Annotated in this window: 13 protein-coding genes; 7 read left to right on the top strand and 6 right to left on the bottom strand. The window is 48.3% G+C overall.

What is annotated here, in order from left to right:
* Positions 1-58 precede the first annotated feature (58 nt).
* Positions 59-1,216: an N-methyl-L-tryptophan oxidase gene (gene solA / locus ABGV42_RS22905; RefSeq protein ID WP_347384467.1), complete on the top strand. Its 1,158-nt coding sequence runs from the start codon at positions 59-61 to the stop codon at positions 1,214-1,216.
* Positions 1,217-1,284: 68 nt separating this feature from the next.
* On the opposite strand, the gene ABGV42_RS22900 is transcribed toward solA, so the two are convergent.
* Positions 1,285-3,315: a methyl-accepting chemotaxis protein gene (locus ABGV42_RS22900; protein ID WP_347383827.1), complete on the bottom strand. Its 2,031-nt coding sequence runs from the start codon at positions 3,313-3,315 to the stop codon at positions 1,285-1,287.
* A 353-nt stretch (positions 3,316-3,668) separates the two neighbouring features.
* Between ABGV42_RS22900 and ABGV42_RS22895 the strand changes: the two genes are divergently transcribed.
* Both ABGV42_RS22895 and ABGV42_RS22890 read left to right on the top strand, forming a co-directional pair.
* Entirely contained in the window at positions 3,669-4,085 is a 417-nt protein-coding gene (locus tag ABGV42_RS22895) for a hypothetical protein (protein WP_347383826.1), read from the top strand.
* 31 nt (positions 4,086-4,116) lie between these two features.
* The gene (locus ABGV42_RS22890; protein WP_347383825.1) at positions 4,117-4,551 is read left to right on the top strand and encodes a hypothetical protein; all 435 of its coding nucleotides are present in this window, start codon (positions 4,117-4,119) and stop codon (positions 4,549-4,551) included.
* Positions 4,552-4,793: 242 nt separating this feature from the next.
* On the opposite strand, the gene ABGV42_RS22885 is transcribed toward ABGV42_RS22890, so the two are convergent.
* The 4 genes from ABGV42_RS22885 to ABGV42_RS22870 all read right to left on the bottom strand — a co-directional run bounded on the left by ABGV42_RS22885 (position 4,794) and on the right by ABGV42_RS22870 (position 11,465).
* Positions 4,794-5,672, bottom strand: a complete 879-nt coding sequence (locus ABGV42_RS22885; protein WP_347383824.1) for an amidohydrolase family protein — start codon at positions 5,670-5,672, stop codon at positions 4,794-4,796.
* Positions 5,659-8,829 (bottom strand): GNAT family N-acetyltransferase, encoded by a 3,171-nt coding sequence (locus tag ABGV42_RS22880; RefSeq protein WP_347383823.1) that lies wholly within the window; start codon positions 8,827-8,829, stop codon positions 5,659-5,661. Before ABGV42_RS22880 ends, ABGV42_RS22885 begins: the two co-directional genes overlap by 14 nt.
* A 247-nt stretch (positions 8,830-9,076) precedes the next feature.
* Complete coding sequence (locus ABGV42_RS22875) at positions 9,077-10,285, bottom strand: MFS transporter (protein WP_127538864.1); 1,209 nt, start codon at positions 10,283-10,285, stop codon at positions 9,077-9,079.
* 148 nt (positions 10,286-10,433) lie between these two features.
* The gene (locus ABGV42_RS22870) at positions 10,434-11,465 is read right to left on the bottom strand and encodes an ROK family protein (protein ID WP_347383822.1); all 1,032 of its coding nucleotides are present in this window, start codon (positions 11,463-11,465) and stop codon (positions 10,434-10,436) included.
* A 182-nt stretch (positions 11,466-11,647) separates the two neighbouring features.
* Between ABGV42_RS22870 and ABGV42_RS22865 the strand changes: the two genes are divergently transcribed.
* From ABGV42_RS22865 to ABGV42_RS22850, 4 genes are all read left to right on the top strand, one after another.
* Entirely contained in the window at positions 11,648-11,989 is a 342-nt protein-coding gene (locus ABGV42_RS22865) for a hypothetical protein (RefSeq protein WP_347383821.1), read from the top strand.
* 117 nt (positions 11,990-12,106) lie between these two features.
* Positions 12,107-12,721, top strand: a complete 615-nt coding sequence (locus ABGV42_RS22860; RefSeq protein WP_347383820.1) for a TetR/AcrR family transcriptional regulator — start codon at positions 12,107-12,109, stop codon at positions 12,719-12,721.
* A 159-nt stretch (positions 12,722-12,880) separates the two neighbouring features.
* Entirely contained in the window at positions 12,881-14,206 is a 1,326-nt protein-coding gene (locus tag ABGV42_RS22855; protein ID WP_347383819.1) for a metal-dependent hydrolase family protein, read from the top strand.
* A 16-nt stretch (positions 14,207-14,222) separates the two neighbouring features.
* Positions 14,223-14,882 carry a DUF554 family protein gene (locus ABGV42_RS22850; protein WP_347383818.1) on the top strand — a complete coding sequence of 220 codons (660 nt, stop codon included), beginning with the start codon at positions 14,223-14,225 and terminating at the stop codon, positions 14,880-14,882.
* An 86-nt stretch (positions 14,883-14,968) separates the two neighbouring features.
* Here the strand turns inward: ABGV42_RS22850 and ABGV42_RS22845 are convergent, their stop codons facing one another.
* On the bottom strand, positions 14,969-18,490 hold the full coding sequence (locus ABGV42_RS22845) for an S-layer homology domain-containing protein (protein ID WP_347383817.1): 3,522 nt from the start codon (positions 18,488-18,490) through the stop codon (positions 14,969-14,971).
* Positions 18,491-18,985 lie beyond the last annotated feature (495 nt).

The raw sequence follows: 18,985 nt of genomic DNA, 5'->3' as shown, positions 1-18,985 counted from the left end.
GTCTACATTATCATGTAAGCTACCCAAGCCTAACAGATCCGCGAGAGGAGGAGCTCTTATTACACATTTCTATGACGTCATTATCGTTGGAGCAGGCTCCATGGGGATGAGTGCAGGTTATTATCTGGCACGAAGCGGGCTAAAAACTCTGATGATTGATGCTTTTGATCCCCCGCATACTGAAGGGAGCCATCATGGGGAGTCCAGATTAATTCGCCATGTGTACAGCGGGGGACCTGATTACATCGCGATGGCGCTTCTGGCCCAGAATTTATGGCAGGAGCTGGAGGATATCACCGGCAACAACCTGCTTGTTCGTTCAGGGGTTATCAACCTGGTTGATCCAGAGTTCCATTCGTTTCGCGACCGGTTGACTCATGCAGATGACGCCGGAGTCCGGTATGAAATGCTGCGTGCAAATGAAGTGATGAAGCGTTGGTCAGGGATTACAATACCTGACCATTATGAAGGCATGTACGAACCGGATGCTGGTTATCTGTTCAGTGAACGCTGCATTCAGGCATATCGGCAAGCCGCAGAACAAGCAGGTGCCACCCTGCTGACGCATACCCCTGTGGAACATGTCGAATGCGGACCTCAATCCGTATCCATAAAAACCGCTGCCGGAGATACATATCACGCGAGTAAGCTCATACTCAGCACGGGTGCTTGGTTTCAGACATTGAAACCGTTTGTGGATCTTCCGATCCGGGCCGTTCGTAAAACCGTAGGATGGTTCGATGCACCGGAAACATTGTTCGGCGAAGAACATTTCCCTGGTTTCACGATATCTGAACGGGAAGGGATCTATTACGGATTCCCCAGCATCGGCGGGGCCGGAGTGAAGATTGGCCGTCATGATACAGGACCAACATGGACGCCTGGAGAACCACAGACACCGTTCGGAACGGAAGAAACAGACGAGGGTGAACTGCGGAGGCTGCTTGAGCTTCGAATGCCGCTGGCGGCAGGCCATTTGAAACGTGGCAGTGTATGCAAATACGAAATGACGCCTGACGAGGACTTTATTATCGACCGTCATCAGCTGCATGAGCATGTTTGGCTGGCAGGCGGATTTTCGGGTCATGGCTTCAAATTTGCTAGCGCGATTGGCCAGATCCTGTCCGATTTGGTCCAGACAGGGCATACGGATCAGGATATTGGACGGTTTGCCCTATCCCGTTTTGCCAAGACCAGTATCTCATCATCGCTATAAATTCAAAAAGACGTGTAGGGTTATCATCGATCATTTGGAGATCGGTGTCCCTTACACGTCTTTGTTCATTAATTCGTTTTAAACTTCGACGCTTCCTCTGCAAGCCGTTTGGTCAACGCATCAATGGTCTGCACCATCTCTGCCAAATGCTCTGTCATCCCCGCTTGCTCCTGCATTGTTGCGGTCACTTCTTCAACCGATGCCGATACTTCCTCACCGGAAGCAGACAAGTTCTGTGCGGCCCCAAGAACATCATCCTTGTCACGCTCAATGGATTCGATCTCGGAAGCAATGGCCTGTACCTGGTCCATGATCTCATGCATATTTTGCGTAACAAAAGTAAAGGTTTCCTTGGTTTGTCCAACACTGCTCTTATGCTGTTCGGCAATAGCCTCAATGGCTTGTACACTGCGGTTATTCTGCTCGACATGTTCAATCGTCTGCATGACAATCCGCTTGATATCCTCTGATTGGGCGGTCGTCTGCTCTGCCAGTTTACGGATCTCCGAGGCAACGACGGCGAAGCCGCGTCCCTGATCGCCTGCTCTGGCCGCCTCAATGGAAGCATTAAGTGCAAGCAGCTTCGTCTGATTCGCAATCTCGGCAATGGTACCTGTGATCTGATGAATACCTGAGGAACTCTCGGCGAGCTGTACAGTAATTTTGGAAATATTACCCACTTCAATCTCGTTCTGATTGTTCACGGCAATGAGCTTATCGACGACCTCATGATTGTTTTCAAATGCGTCGGTAATCTCATCCGCTTTGCGTTTCACCGCCTGCGATTTCTCGCTCACACTGGCAATCTTGCTTCCCACGTTCATGAATTTATCCACGATGGATTCCGTATCGCTTGCCTGTGATTCCATGGCCCGCGAGATTTCCATTGCCGTCGTCGTTGTATCCGCAATGGATGCGGAAGTCTGCTGTGTGGATTGATCCAGCTCGGTTGTACTGGTGTTCAACGTACCAATGGAGCTGTTCATGCTGGAGATCAACTGTCTGTTGGCACCCGCCATCGTGTTGAAGCTGTCTGCCAGGTCTTTGAACTCTCCGCTGTATTTGCCTTCTGCCTGAACGGTCAGATCTCCGCCTGCGAGCCGTCTGAACAATCCGTTCAATCTCGTAATCGGTCTCGTTACCATGAGCGAGATCAGAATTCCAGCTGCGATGGACACCGCAATGGCACTGAACAGCACGATATACATTTTGTTCGCCATGGATACGAGTGGCTTTCGCACGTCCTCGTACGAATCCTCCACGATTACCGTCCAATCGGAGCGCGGAATTTTGGAGTAGAATACCACTTTTTCTTCCGAACTGAGTTCCCCTTGCTGCAGCTGCTCGCTTGGAGGCAGATCAATCAATGTCTGATACTCCCCGGACTCCATCTTCTGGCCAGCAAGTGTCTCATCTGACGAATGAAACATGACCGTACCTACACGGTCCAGAATAATGACACTACCCTTTTCATTGATTTCGATATTCTGCAGCTGGTTGACGAAGAACGAGGTGGTTGCAGTAGACACCAGCACACCTTCCACTTGATTGTCATCATTGTAAATCGGCATGGCAAAGGCATTTCCCAGCGTACCTAACGTTTTGGAGATAATCCCGTCACTGATGACATTCCGCCCTTGAATGGCCTGCCTAAAATAATCACGATCTGCACGTTCACCCTTGAGGGCTGACGGATCATTCGCTGCAACAATAGCGCCTTCCTTGTCCAGCAAAATAATATTGCTGTTGCCTTCCATTCCTGCGAGACTGTCTGCCAATATGCCATTGGCTTTGTCGATCAGTTCACTGTTTTCCGAGAAAAATTCATCATCGCTCTGTTCTCCCGAATTCCGGATTTCGAGCAAATCCTCAAATGTACGATGTGTAGTAATCAAAAATGTAGACTGCTCCTCCAAGGTCAGCGAGGTAAACAGTCCAGCACCGATCCGATCGGAAGTCGCCTTAATTTCGTCTTTGCTTTTGTCCAGGGTGATGCTTTCTGCCACTCTATAACATAGGATTGCCGTCGCCACCAGCACGATACTTACCAACACACTGATCATCAGCGGCAATCTGACCCTAAAGGACATGTTCGCCATGCTTCCCTTCACCTTACCGAATAACTTCAAACCATTTCACCTTCCATTTTCATCATGATGTAGTCCAACCTTTATGTATTTTCTTTATATCGGTATCTAGCTATTAATTCTTCAGTGGTATAAGCATTTGAGGAGGATGTTTTTGAGCGGAGGCACGCGTATACACCCTGGACTAACAGATGTTTTCGCGCTGCTTTTCACATTCATGCAGTACCTATGCCGCCCTTTCCGAAATGTTCTAGGCCAAAGGGGGCGACAAACCATTAATAATTATAGACTTTGGTTTAATACAAAATATGACATCCCTTACGTATAATTAAAGAACTACATACTCATTAGGGAGAGAAACAACATTGAATACAAAAATGCCCACATTATTAAACGTCATACGCGCGCTGCTTGGGGTCCAGACAATCTACATCGGGATTGCCATGGGCTTTTTAATCTACGATATCCTGCTGCATAGTGCAGATTATGCCGCATTTCCGCTATCCGATCAGGTCGCGTACTTCACGAATGCGGGAATTCGTACCCTGCTGATCCTGGGACCTCCGATTCTGACTATGATATTCATTGCAAAAAGAAGATATAAATGGACAATAACCTTCATGATTCTTACCTTTTTGTTCACTGCCGGATTGCTTCAGAATTTTCTAGTGGTTCTGCATTTGTTTATGCTGCTTGTGCTCCTGCTCCATAAACCGAGCAAGTTGTATCTCAAGCAGGAGGCCCATGTGCGGCAGTATTCCAAGCGGGATTTGCAAGTATAGATTTAGTAGCGGAATGGAGTCTGTGAATAGAATGTTAAAACCAAAGTTACCCGCATTGCTGAATGGTGTTCGCATCTTGTTAAGTTTCAAAATAGTGTTCTACATTATCACCTTTATCGTATTTGTTTCTATTTTCAGTCAAAATCCAGAAGCCTATCTTGATCCTCCGATTACAGGAAGCGATCTTGGTGACGTCTCTGCCGAACTAACCGCCAGAATAATGTTTTGGGTCATTCCCAGTTTGCTTGCTGTCGTTTCCATCACCCAACGAAAGTTCAGATCCACTGTTACTTTTCTGAGTATCGCTTTATTTATGGGTGTATTGAATGAGGGGCTAGTCGCCGCACTTATTCAACTTTATGCTTTATTAGTTGTTTTACTGCATCGCCCAAGCAAAAAATTCCTGAAACGACAGGATTCAGATGTTACAACGACAAAGTATGTTGCCAAGAAGAGCCTGACCTAGTCGTCAGGCTCTCTTTTGTGTGTGGCAGTAGGTTGTTTTACTAGAAAGAGCCTCTTATCCGCAAAACTCAATAACCCTTCGTTACGAAATTGCTATTTGTGGTAAAAAAAGCTCCTGCCACACATGTGGCAAGAGCTTCTTCTATGATAGACAATCACGGTCAACGACTACAACGAACACAAACGTGGTATCGAGGGTATTGTATCAGTTTATAAATATATTTATTTCTTGAACCTTTCTCTTTAACCCAGCTGTGCGATTCGCTGCTCAATGCGCGGAAATAAACGGAATGCATTCTCGTAGAATACCTTCTCATGATGCTGTTCGGGCACGAGTCGGCGGACGAATTCGGCATACAGATCAATCGGTGCAAGCGGCCAGTCGGTTCCGAACAGCATTTTCTCGTAGTGATCGGAATACACCAGCGCCCGGCGGAAATGGTCCATGAACAGCGGTTCATTCATGAATCGTTCAAAATGGGGACGATCCCCAACCACGAGTCCCGACAAATCAGCATATACGTTAGGATTCTTCGCCACCACTTCGGCGGCATCCATCACCCAGGGATCACCCAAATGACAGATCATGAAGTTCACCCCGCGCTGTTGATATGCTAGCTCATCCACAGTCAGCGGATGGGCATACTTTAGCAATCCATTCATCGAGTACGTATCTCCCGTATGAATCACGACGGGCATGTTGTACTTGGCTGCCAGCTCATAGATCGGAGTATATATCTTGTCATGGACATAGTAATGATAGTACCCCGCGTACAGCTTGATACCCGCTACCTCGGGAGCTTGCAGCCTTGCTTCAATGCGGTCCAATTCTTCCTGCGCGTGTTCACCGCCAAGCCGGTTCGGATTGACGCCGACACATTCCATCAGAAAGGGCGGAACCGTTTCTTCCAGATCAAGTCCCATCGGGTTCGGTGAACTGGAGTCCGGAAAGGCTCCCTTCGTCTGCTCGGTCACTCCCATGCCAATACCGAGTATGACGTCGTTCTTGTCAAACTCCGTCTTGAGGCCGGCGGCAGAGTAATCGACTTGGGACAGATCGATCGCCGTTCGATGGAAGCTGTCAATGTCAGACAGATGAATGTGAATATCAATGATCGGCATGAGTGTTCTCCTTTTCAACAGTCGTGTTGCCAAAGGATAGCTTCAACAGGCTGCGGACATCTTCCGCATTCAGAGGAATCTGCCCTAAGACCAGATAAGTTGGTTTCATCCAGACAGTCTCCCCATTGGATACCGGCAGATGTTGATGAACATTGTGGCTGAGTACCTGGTTGTTCACATATACCGACGGATTATGATTTGGATAGGCATCTACGGCATGAAGCATGTTTTTACGCGTAACTGCACCTACTCGCAAGAGTCCCTTCAATTGGAGACCCGCATCCACCTTTCCCAAGGAGAACCGTCCTTGCTCGGGATGTTCCAGCCAGCCTTCGGCAAAGACTGGTGACGGCTTGAAGAAATGATCTTCCGTAAGCGAGTAATCCGCCAGCGTCAACCCGGTTTCGTTCGTCACTGAATGCAGCGAACAGAGAACAGGCACGCCAGGCAGCATAAGGTAACGCTGTTGTACCGTGATTCCCCGATTCGCTTCCTGCTTCTCGATTCGGGTTGTCATGCAAATCCCTTTCCAGACGTTTCCGTGATTATCCTTATGCTCCGTCCATTCTGTACTTCTATGCTCTTGCTGACGGCTAAAACCATTCATACCTGGGATTCCCACGCCAAGCCCGCCGTACCATGGATTCCACCAGGAACGCGGAGCAGCTTCCGGATACGAACTGTCCAGCCATTCCTCACCCTGATACTTCAAGGAATGCACGACGCTCCCGATCCCGGGTGCTGCTGCGATCGAGAGAACTCCATTGCTTACCGTGTACACCGGACCTGCCTGCCCTTCTTCAATCACACAGTCAACGGCGGATTGCGTCTTCGGAAACCAGAGAGCGGTCCGTTCCTGAATCCGATCCTCTCCGCGATATACGGCTCGAATCTTCCAGCCATTTCCACCATTTTCCTTTGCCACGATTTCCTCAGGGGAGAACTCCAACTGTACAGAGCGAAGGTCCTGCTCCCGGTTTAATTCCATATCTGCAGCTTTAACCTCCGATGCACCACCGTTCTGCGCATACAGCTCCAGATTTCCGGCTAGTGGTATCATTTTTCGCTCCATCCATTCTGCCTGCAGCTTCCCTCCTTCAAACGGATTGCCACCGCCTAGAACCAGTTCAAGATGGTCATCCAGCACAGGTACAACCAGATCGCGCTCTTTACGGGCAAAAGAACGGAAATCCTGCCACTTCACGAAGGTGTTCAACGCAAATACAGTCTTCTTGGTCTGCACAACGGCCCCTGCCGGCATCTGGCCAAGCTCATGCTCCAGCCCCAATGTGTATTCCGGACGAAGCAGCTTCAGGGAAGGGTCCCAATAGATACCGCATGCACCGTACGCTTCCTTGCAGAAGAGCCAGTTCTCTGTGATTTGGGCGCTGTCCCAATGACCCGGATCGCTGGAATACACATCGCCCATGTCCACATACCGACCTTGGTACGGCAGAATCAGCCGATTGCCGTAGAATCCGAAGTTGGTCATCAGAAACATATTCTCTTCCAGCTCAGTACGGCGTGTATTGCTTATTTCATAGTAAAATTCCGTAATTCCGTTTGCCGACAGCTTGGTCAATGATTTAACCTGCAAACCAGGGAATTCCTCCGATTCATAGAGAGCTTCGAGAACCTGACTGTCCCCTTCGGGATAGATATTCACTTCTTTGGCTTGTTTCTTGGAGAACTCCTCCGCAAACGGCTTACCCAGCTTCGGGTAAGTCCACCAGAACGTGTGGTGAGAGCCCGGATATTCAATCCACATCGTATGATCTTGTCTGCTCATATGAAGGGAGAATGCGCCATTGACAGCCACCCACTGATCCCCGTTCTCCCCGCCATAACGGCCTTGGGTCCCCTTCATCAGGACGGAGAGTTTGCTTGTGAAAACTACTGGCTGGTGACCCGCCGGGACGGCCGTCACCTCCACCTTCCTCGAATAGAGTCCATACGAGCGCAAAGTAAAGGATACAGGTATCGAAGCTTTGCCTTTCGCAGGCACGGTGAAGCGTATCGAAGGTTCTGTCCATTCCAGGAATTCATCCTCTGGTAGGTCAAAAGCAAACTCGGCTTCGGCACCATAATTGTTTTCCACGTTGATAAACAGCTCGGCCGGGACACCTGTGTACAGTTCCTTCATGGGCAGCACCATGTTCAGCTTGGCCGGAAATTTCGGTGCAACGCCTATACGAAACTCCGCTTTTCTGCCGCCAATCAGCCATGTGCTGGCGACAACAGGATGGGTTTTCATCAGGTTCTGTTCCTCTGTGACCGGATCAAGATCGAACTCGCCTTCCACAATGATCACTTCTCCCGGAGCTACTGCTCGTGCAGTGTCCAGAGCAAAACGAATGTTTTTGTTATCCTGTCCCTTGATTTCAAACGTCAGCTCAGATGCTGAGCAGTTCTTGATTCGGTAGCGAACCTTGTATGTGGAGCCAAACACCAGATCATGGTCGTCCATCTCTGTGGCGATTTCGTAATCTGGCGTTTCAAGCGCGGTCAAGCCGCGACCGGACTTCTCGAACTCGGCGCGCAAGGAGATGTCTCCCTTTTTCCAAGTGTAATCGAAGAAATCAAAACCACGCTCACGCCGGCCATCGGGCTCAATGACGAGTTCACGCGTACTGTCTGCGTACCAATCCAACACCTCAAAGTATGGGGCGAGGGCTTCGGTCTGCAAGACGGTCGGGATGAAGTTCATCAGGTGTACATTGTCCTCTTTTTTCTCCCAGAAAAAACCGCATTTCTTGTACATCGGCACGGCCTTGGTGTTACCTGCCCATGTGAACAGATCCAGGCGGGGCCATCCCGCTTCTACGGTTTTGCGAACAGCGTTCAGGATCAGATTGCGGCCGACCTTATGGCCATGATAATCGGGGCGAACGTTCAATAACGGTACATACAGCGCGCCTTCATCGAAACGGTAGTGGGCAAAGCTGCAAAAGCCAACCACTTCATGCTCATGAACCGCAAGAAACACATGCAGATTGGACGAACTCTCCATCTCCCGGCGCACGGTATCCTCCGTTCTCTGGTTCGTCCCTCCTCCCCAGCTTTCATTACTGCGGTTCCACATATCTGCCAATGCGGCAGCGTAGGCGTGATCGTATTCGATAATGCGGATCTGTTCTAGATTCGAGGTTACTGTCATGTCTCTATCCCCTTTGCTTTATGTATAGGGTGGTCTTCGTACTCGTTCGTGATGACCCGACCTTGTCCGATAGCCACAGAGATGATAGAGTACGTGTTTGCAGAAGCTATCGATAGTATGATCATACTATAAATGGGAAACATTTTCAGAGGATTAAAAATCTATCAGAATAAATAAAAGAACCCCCGTTTAACTCCAACGAGGATTCCTATGCCATCTCACAAGATAAAATTAAATTGAATGATAACTAAATCAGTTCCTGCTTCCGTTTCAGATACACAAACAACACTACGCCCGACGCCGCACAGATCACAGCACATAAACCGATAAACCCATAACCCGCCTGCAGACCGCGAAGCAGCCCCAATGGAGTAGCTGCACCATACGCGTTCTTCACGCCTTCAATAACCCAGCCAATCGCATAGTTACCAATGACGCTGCCGACCCCCATCAGCGTAACCGCAAACGTAATGGCGGTGTCGCTTCCGTTAGGATACCTTTTCGCAATAAATGCCATCACAGTTGGATAGATCATCGCAATACCTGCACCAGACACGGCAAACAGGAACGCCAGCCCCTCACCGCCCGCGATGGCCGCGAACGTGCAGATAGCTGAGAAAGCCGAGAAAACAATCAATGAAAGTACAAAACCAATCCGATCCGTAAGCGGACCGAGCAGCAGACGCCCGAGCGAGAAGCTGAGGAAAAATGCAGACAGCATCCCCGAAGCTTTCACGGTGTCCCAGGTATACGCCTTTTCCAGGAAGTTTACAAGCCAGCCGCCTACGGCCAGTTCGGATACCACGCCAAAAGAAAGAATCAGCACCATCATCCAGATGGCTGGATCACGTGTCAGCATTTTCAAGGAAACCCGGTCTTCATGCGGAAGATCATCTCCCGGGAACGTACTAAGCATTGCCGCAATAATAGGCAGTAGGCAGAGGGACAACATGGCCAGATACATACCGCGCCAGTCCAGTTCATGCCCAAACACCGTCAGTGACATGACACCCGTTGCCAGAAGCGGAGCTACGGTTGAACTCAGACCATAGAAGAAATGGGACAGGTTCATCATCATGCCTGTATTTTTCACAAAGATGCGAGCACCCAGAATCGCGAGCGCAATCTCCAGCATGCCGTTACCGATGTACATGAAGAAATACGATGAAGCAAAGAGCGGATATGTATGGGATAAATAAATGAACACACCCGAGAGAATCATGGAGGCAAAGGAGATAATGCTAACCGCCTTGATGCCCCATTTGCGGACAAGGATAGCCGTGAACGAACATGCGATCAGATACCCCAGCGCGTTCAGGGATAACAACGTTCCGAGCTGCTTCTCGTCCAGATTGAAGTCAAATTGAATGCGCGGAATCGCCGGCCCTTTAATATTTTCCGATATGCCAAACACGATAAAACCAATAAAGATCGTCGCCAGCTGCATGGCATACATCTTATTGAACTTCTTCTTACTTGCTTGCTGATCCAAAATGAGTACCTCCAATGATTTCAGAAAGGAATATTACACTACTAACTACGATTGCAGTACGATCTTTCGATTGCTCCTACGTGTAAATTGACTAGCTTTACTTCTGTCGTTATCACTTTTTCTCGATTAACTGGATACGGTAGGTTAAGCTCTCCAACGTGACAGCAACCAAGCCGGTAACATATTCACGCCGTGTATCATTTTGAATCATGACTTGCGGCATGTGCTCCTGTGGTATGGTTTGCAGGCAACCTTGGATCAGATCATTTTGCATGGCAGAGTCCATCGTGTCCCCTGTGATGACGATCGCTGCCGGGTTAATAATGACAATGATGGATACCAGCGTTTTGATCACAAGCTGATGCAGTCCCTCCGGAGTTTGCAGCAGGCGAAGCTGTTCTTCGGATGTCACCCCAAAAGGCAGGTAAGATACCTCGCCGCTAAAATGCGTGTTCCCTTTCAAAGGGTGACCATCAATGATGAAACCTGCCCCGGGATAATGATTTTTCGGAAAAGTGACTACCGCAAAGTTCTTCTCTTCCTCAAAATGCTGCTCGTTGTACAGTCCGTACACCGTCAGATTCATGTCGTTATCAATGATGACTTCGACGTCATCGAATCGCTCCTTGAGCTTCGGTCCCAGTGGCTGACCTGCCAGACCCGGCACATCACAAATGCCAATCATTCCGTTATGCGCCACCCCCGGGATACCGATCCCAATCGCCTGCACATTGTTATACTTTTCAATCAAGGCTGCTATCAGATCCTCGACCGTAGTTACGGTAATCTCATCCAGAACAAGCGTCTGCTCATCCTTTATCTCGCCATTCAGATTTGCCTGAAGATACGTGATCGAGTGAACACCGCCCTCTGTTCGAATAAGCACGCATAGCACGCTGGCATAGTCCGCATTGAATTGATATCTGCTCGCAGGTCTCCCCCCGCTTGATTCATCCGGGCCCAGATCGATAATCTCTCCCGTCTGGAGCAGCTCGTTCAGGATCGTGCCGCAGGTAGCAACACTGAGTTTCGTCAGGTTCGCAATGGAAGACTTTGTTCCAACGCCCGTTGATCTTAGTGTGTTCTTCACCAGTTCCACATTAATTCGCTTCACCTGCTGGGTGTTGTGTGATGTAGGCTGCATTTCGAGGTTTACGCCTCCTTTCGTTGATTCAACACCATTCATTGAATGTTTTTAAAAGTGTTTTAATAATAGAAGTTTAGGGGGACACACAAGGAAAGTCAATGCTTAATTGAAAGCGGGAATAATCTTGTTGATACTTGGGATGTTTCACCATAGTATGTTCTCAAAGGAGATCATGGATTATGAGAAAAAAGCGAGGATTTATAATCTGTATCATTTTGGTGGGCTTATTATTGCTGAGTGAATTATTCATTTGGTCTTCGGGGAGAATCGGATGGTTTAACACGGCAAACAGGATTATTTCGAGTGCACCTGATGTAGAAATTCAGGGCAAGAGATTATCTTACCAAGGAACAGTGAGTTTTGAAGATAGTCATAGTCTTGAGAAATATACATCAAGTGATGATGGTCAAGTCCTGTACAAGGCAAAAGGTACCCCGGTACTACCACCGTGGATTTATGTTAAAAAAGATGAAAAAACTTTCTTTCGATATAAAATTCCAAAGATCCCTTGGCGCATATGACTTTTCAACCCGATCGCCGAAACAAACTTATAGGTCTTCTCGTCCTTGTTGACAAACCCACAAAATAGGAATAACATAATAACGAATCACTCATTCATTATTAAGGAGTCGTTCTCAATGGTGCAAGCCAAGAAAGACGAAGTCAGGAAAGAAATTGAATACGCGGCGCTCAAGGTGTTCTACGAAAAAGGTTTTGTGGATGCCAAAATGAGCGACATTGCGAATGAAATCAATATTTCCGTAGGCAATATCTATACGTATTTCAAAAACAAAAAGGATCTGTTCTACGCAGTCGTGCCGCCCGATCTGGTAGATTATCTAAAAAAAGTGCTGGTCGATACCATTCACTTCGATAACCAGAACTTGTTCGAGGCGGAAACGGATAGCGAAAGGAAATCGGCACTGCTACAGGAACAGGTCGACGTATTACGCAAATACCGGAACCAAATCATCATCATTTTTGAAAAGAACAAAGGAACGATCTACACCAATGCCAAGAACGAGCTCGTCGAGACCATGATCGAAACCAAAAAAGCCTATCTGAAAAAGCAGTACAAACATTATGAAATCGGAATGGAAGAAAACCTAATCTTGCTCGATATCCTTGCACACAATGTGATCGACATGAACCTGGATTTGTTGAAACGGGACATGAGCGAGGACAGCCGCAAGCAGATCTTTGAAGCATTATATGTATACCGGTTATACGGCATGAAGAGTCTGAGCGAATAATGGTTGTATGTCTAGCCGGCACAGCGTGCAGATCAGGTCCAAACAAACTTGGTCCGCACGCCAAAAAAAAGGCCTAATCCAACTCCCCTTTTTTTTGACTCAAAAATGAATTGATAATTCAATTTTAAATTTGATACTCATTCCAAGGAGGAACACTTAATGATAAAAACAGCTTATGCATTACAGAACTGCTATCTGATTCACGGAGATCTTAATCGTAATTTGGAGAAAAACATGATCGTCCTGGTCAATGAGCACGGGCTGATTCAGGCAATTGGAAAATCAAGTGAACTGGTCATCCCGAGCCACTATGAAGTTATCGATCTCTCGGGCAAATACGTGATGCCTGGCTTAATTAACGCTCATGTTCATCTCTTTGCGGACGGTAAGCCATTCAGCCTGTCGGTCAGCGAAGGCATGCTCAAATTCGCATATGATCGAATCCTGAACACCAAATTCGGTAAGAACGTTCTGAAAAAGCGAATGAAACGTAATGCGCTGACCGCACTCCACGCGGGTGTAACCACGATGCGCAGTGTCGGTGAATTCTTCTATACCGATGTAAAATTGCGGGATGAGATTAACAACGGTGAGTTCGTTGGCCCCAATTTGCTTGTCTCTGGATTTTTCCTAAGTGTGACGGGAGGACATGGTGCTCCTTTCCTGGCTCTGGTCGGCGACTCCCCTTGGGAAGCACGCAAAAATGTACGCATCAATGTGAAGAACGGCGTGAATCTCATCAAAATCTGCGTAACTGGCGGCGTTACGGACGCCAAAATGGTCGGCGAAGCAGGCCGTTTGCAGATGACGGTGGAAGAAGTTGCCGCGATCTGCGATGAAGCCCACAAAATCGGATTGCGGGTGGCAGCTCACGTGGAAAGCACGGAGGGTGTGAGAGTCGCATTAAAAGGCGGCGTCGATACCATTGAGCACGGCTCGGAGATGGATGACGAGATTATCAGCTTGTTCAAAAACAATCCAAATGCCCTGAACGGCTATACTGCGCTTATCCCTACCTTTCTAGCTGCTTATCCATCTGCGCTACTTGATACCAGCGTAACGAACGTGAGCGCAACCGTGAAAGAAAACGCCAGACTCGTGTATACATCCATGTTAAAAGGTGCCCAGCAAGCCATCGATAACGGCATTACCATCGGTCTTGGCACCGATGCCGCCATGTCGTACGTGACTCATTATGACATGTGGAGAGAGATGGACTACTACATCAAACAGACTAGCCTTAACAACAAGCAGCTGATCGATATGGTGACCCGAACCAACGCGAAGATCCTGGGCATTGAAGACGTTACAGGTACGGTCGATATCGGAAAACAGGCAGATCTGATCGTGCTGGACCAGAGCCCGCTGGAGAACATTGAAGCACTATCCGACGTACGCATGGTCATGGTCAAAGGAAATCTAATTCAAACACCATCTGTGACGAGAATACAGCAAGTAGACGATGTTCTAAACTCGGTTTGGTGAATTCGGGAGTGAAATCATGTTAGGAATATTAGTCAATTGCTTTTCCATTATATTCGGAAGTACCCTTGGAGCGATGTCCAAAAAGTTTGTAAATGACGGATATAAGGCCATCCTGTATCAAGTCATCGGGATCAGTGCAATCATCATCGGTATTAGCACAACTATCAACAGCATCTCCACGAGCCAGTATCAGGTCATGTTTGTTATCTTTTTTACGGTAGGCGGCATTATCGGTCAACTGATTAATTTCGATCAGATCTTGTCCAGGATCATGACCCAATTCTCATCCAATGGACTGAATGAAGGATTAACGGTTGCGATCTCCTTATTATGCTTGGGGTCGATACCGATTCTCGGACCGCTGCAGAGTGCACTGCAGGGAGATAACACGTTTTTGCAGATCAACACCATTTTCTCGGGCATTACGGCCTTAATTCTGGCTTCCTCCTTCGGCTTTGGCATCATGCTTTCAGCAATTATTTTATTTGTCATCGAAGCTCTGGTCTTCTTCTCGGCTGATTTCATATCCGTATACATGACAGCCAACATCATTAACGAAATCACGCTGATTGGCGGCATTCTGGCGCTCTGCACCGGATTGAACATCCTGAAGATTACGGAGATCAAAGTATTGAATTTGCTTCCGGCCTTATTTATTCCCATATTGGTGCTATAAAAAGATTCAAATAACTAAAAAGAGAGGAGTGCCACCTCGACCTCGTGGCCCCCCTCTTTTTTTTGAGCAATACATTCCTTTATTCTTTACACGTACATCGCAAGCAGCAATTTGTAAATCATGGCTGTCGCTTCCGCACGGGTCGTCATATTCTCCGCGCGAACCGTATTGTCCGTATATCCATTAATAATATTGGCTTGTACAGCTGCATCCATGGCTTCCTGTGCCCAAGCCGGCGTTTGTGCTGCATCGGTGAAGCTTGGTTTGGCAGTCTCGCCATTCGTTCCTGCCTGCACATCACTCAACTTCAGTGCTTTTGTCATCATGACGGCCATCTCGGCACGGGTAATGGTACGATCCGGCTTAAATGTATTATCTCCGTAGCCTGTCACAATTCCGGCCTGCACGGCGGCTGCAATCTCGGACTTCGCCCATGCAGGTACAGCTTCCTCATCCGCAAATGAAGTCGTGGACGCTACCGTTTGGAGAGCCAATGCTTTGCTAAGCAATGTGACAAACTCTGCTCTTGTGATTTCTTTGAATGGTTGGAATGTACCATCGGCATATCCCTGGATCACGTTCATGCCCATCAGACGATCCGCATAATCAGATGCCCAGTGTCCATTTAGATCCGTCAGGTTCACAGGTGTGTAACTGGATACAACGAAGGTACCCAGGTGATTCACATTCGCTGTTATAATTCCAGCAACGTTCGTTTCCCCGCCGACAAATACCCAGCTCTGACGAGCTTCGTTATAATAGTAGATTGCTGGCTTGCTTCCGTCTGTCAGATCTGCCGGATCATAATTCAGGCTCAACTCAGCCTGATGGTTCAATGTCCGTCCGCCTGTGCGGCTAATCTGTACCGCTTGTCCTAGTATTTTCAGCGAAGCTGCATGTTGCAGTTTGTCCTGAGCGACCACAGACAGCTGCAAAGTGTCTTTTTCCCCAATAGCTCCAGCCGGAGCGTTGAATTCTACCACGTTTTTAATCCCCGTTTGAACAGGCTGATTCGCTTCCACCTCCACCTTCACTTCAGTCGAAGAATCCGATCCAGTGTCCGGAGTGGTTGGTGTTGTAGGAACGGTAGGCGTTGTCGGTACACTTGGCGTACTTCCTCCGGAACTGCCTCCATTGCCGCCACCTGATCCACCACCGCCATTACTCGAACTGGCTTGTACTCTAATGGTACGAGTGACTTCCTCTGCTGCATTGCCAGCAATATCTTTTACGTTGTAACGAAGGGTGTAGATACCCGCCGCTTGTGTGTTCACTGTGCCATCGATCTGCACGGAACCGCTAATGCCCACATTGTCAGATGCCTGTGCCCCAGGCTCGTTGTAGGGTTCTCCCACATTCAGTGTCATCTGGCTGCTGCCTTGCAGCGTAATGACCGGAATTTCACGGTCTATTTTGATAACCACTGGTAAAGTATACTCACCGTTCAGATCGTCTGTAGCTCGGAATAACAGACTATGTTCTCCAGGCTCGGCAATCTCCAGAGGCGTATTCTCTGTATAAGGATCATACGTTTGACCTCCATCACGGGACAGCTCAATGGTCGCCGAAGCGGCCGGTGCATATACTGCGCTGGTTACACTTACGTTTACGGACTGATTCGTCCATGTATCCGTATGATACGGCTGGCCGTCCGTGGTGGTCATATTGCTTTTCAACATCAGAACCTGATTATTGGTGCCCTCTACGATGACAGTGAAAACTTTCGTTTGAGTTTCGCTGCCGCGTTGTACCGTTGCCGTCAGTTCCAGGCGCTCATTGTTATCCGGCTGTGTCAGCAGCTTGCCTTGATGATCGATCAGTGCCGGATTGGAACTGGACCAAGTGATCGACGCTCCATGTTTCCCTTCAACAGGAAGCGTAAGGTCGGAAGTGACCGCGTTCAGGTCTCCCAGATCAATCGCCTGGAGTGTGTCGTTTACCGCCTGTACATCACTGTAAGGTGTCGCGTTCACGAAGATCGGATTGGAGTAGAACCACAGATCCCGATAGTTGCTGTCATTGATTTGGTTAAAACGCGTTTCTGCATCAGAAGTTGTGTTCTTCGGATCCAGCTGCGGTTCGCCATTCACGGTCTCCCCTGGAACGTTCATCTCCAGATTTGTGCCGCGCAAGCGGAAATACTGATCTTGATCTGTCACTTTGATCTTATACGTGATGACATTGTAGCCTTCGGCATCTGTCGTCCAGTTGTTCGATGTGAAGGTAGCCAGCACGCGGGTAGAATCGTTGGTATCCTTGTTGTATGCGGCTGTGCCCTTCTCGGCCTTGCCTGTCACATCTCCTGCAATCAGGTCGACGTGATCGACCACAGGCACCTGGCCAGCAGATGTGCCGCTGTTGATTGGTGTTTCATAATTATTACTGGTCGTTGGGCTCTTGAATCGGATCTTCAGCTCCACTTCGTCGCCTTGGGTCACGTTCAGGTCCTCACCCATTTCAGCCTGAGCGCCTGCTCCGGAAGCGGTGAAATCCAGTGTGTTAATCAGATCGCCGAATACGGAAAAGGATTTACCTGAACGAAGGCCATCCAGCACGGCCTGCATTCCACTGCCCTCAACCCATGAGTAGGTCTTGGCATATTCGCCAGGGAAGTAACCACTGGAATTCGTGCCAATCGTTTTGAAATGGTAATCCGAGTTACCATAGTTCCAGAAGTGGCGCCCTTCTCCCAGCAGTGCGTCCCACAGTCCGCCCACTTTGGCAACCATGTAGTCTACACCGCCATATGTACGGTATTTGTATCCATCGTCTGCCGTCGGATTAGACACATTGTAGGTTGTGTTATACCCGCCGCGATCCGGTTCCATCTGGTTACCCAGCATGCCTTCGATACCGAATACCACTTGTGGGGCCAGATCGTTGAAATCGCGGAAGTCCGCAATCGTATATTTATTTTTGCCACGCGAAGGATGGTTGATCATCGCATAGCTCGTTGTTGGATAGTTGGTTTTCAGCCATTCTATTGCGGTTAGCGCATCCTGGTGCGTCGTGTAGGCGCGTCCACCGGCCAGATCCCAAGCCGCTACGTCTGCTGGATCGAACAGTTTTGGATCACGGTTCGTAAACCGATATTCGAATTCTTTTGCAGCTTCCAGAGCTTCGGTCGAATTCGGTTCATCTGTGAGAATACCCACCCCGACATGTTCATGTGTCGGCATGTCCCATTCGAAGCCGGAGAAGATCGTTTTGCCTGCATATTTGCCTTGCTCCTGTAGTGCCTTGATCTGTGGTACTTGATATTCATTCATCCCCAAGGACATTGGAATGGACCCACCCGGAATTTCGTTTCCGTTATGGTCCCGCTTGGATAATCGCAAATGATCCGTTAGCGCGATCCAGTCCAGCCCATATTGTGTCAAACCCGCATCCAGGACGTTCTCCAGCGAATTCTGCGCATCGTCCGATTCGAATGTATGTACGTGCAAATCTCCCGTTTGCCATGAACCTGCTGCCGTATTGTTGATTGGCGTGTTATCTCCCGCAGCTGCATGGGTAACTGCCGCAGGAAAAGCTCCCATGACCATTCCCGCTGCCAGCGGTATCAGCGTAAGCATCGCAAGCATTTTCTTTCCTTTTTTGTTGAACAACCTGATCCCTCCACCCGTTCTGTGTAGTTGTGCCGGGAGTAAATATATGAGACTTTGAGAACAGGGTCAACGCGTTGAAAGCGCCTATTAAAAATTTTACATAGAGCTGCGTTCGTTTACGTATCATTAAAGCTTTCTTTTTACTGTATGCATGTGCTGTATTCTCTACGTATCTCTCATTTCATACATCAGGGTTGATGTAATCCGGGTCACAACATCCCTTTGGAAAATTCGAAATTTGTTCACCATTCAGGAAAGTTTCACCACTGTTGTGGATGACAGGAAGAGATCTGTGAGGATTGAATGATATAGGGGATCAAGCTAAAGAAGTATGTAAAAATCATCATGCTTATAGGAATTGAAATACCGCAAGCTAAACGATGAATTCCGAGGTACTCATGCACTCTAATTGCCGTGGGTACTGGGGTCGGCGCTTCATTTGACTTGAATTTTACATGTCCGATTACGTAAAAAGATTGTTAATGGAATGTGAAA

Source organism: Paenibacillus pabuli (genome assembly GCF_039831995.1).
Lineage (GTDB): Bacteria > Bacillota > Bacilli > Paenibacillales > Paenibacillaceae > Paenibacillus > Paenibacillus pabuli_C.
The sequence above is the reverse complement of the archived record's forward strand: the minus strand, read 5'-3'. Positions and strand labels throughout refer to the sequence as shown.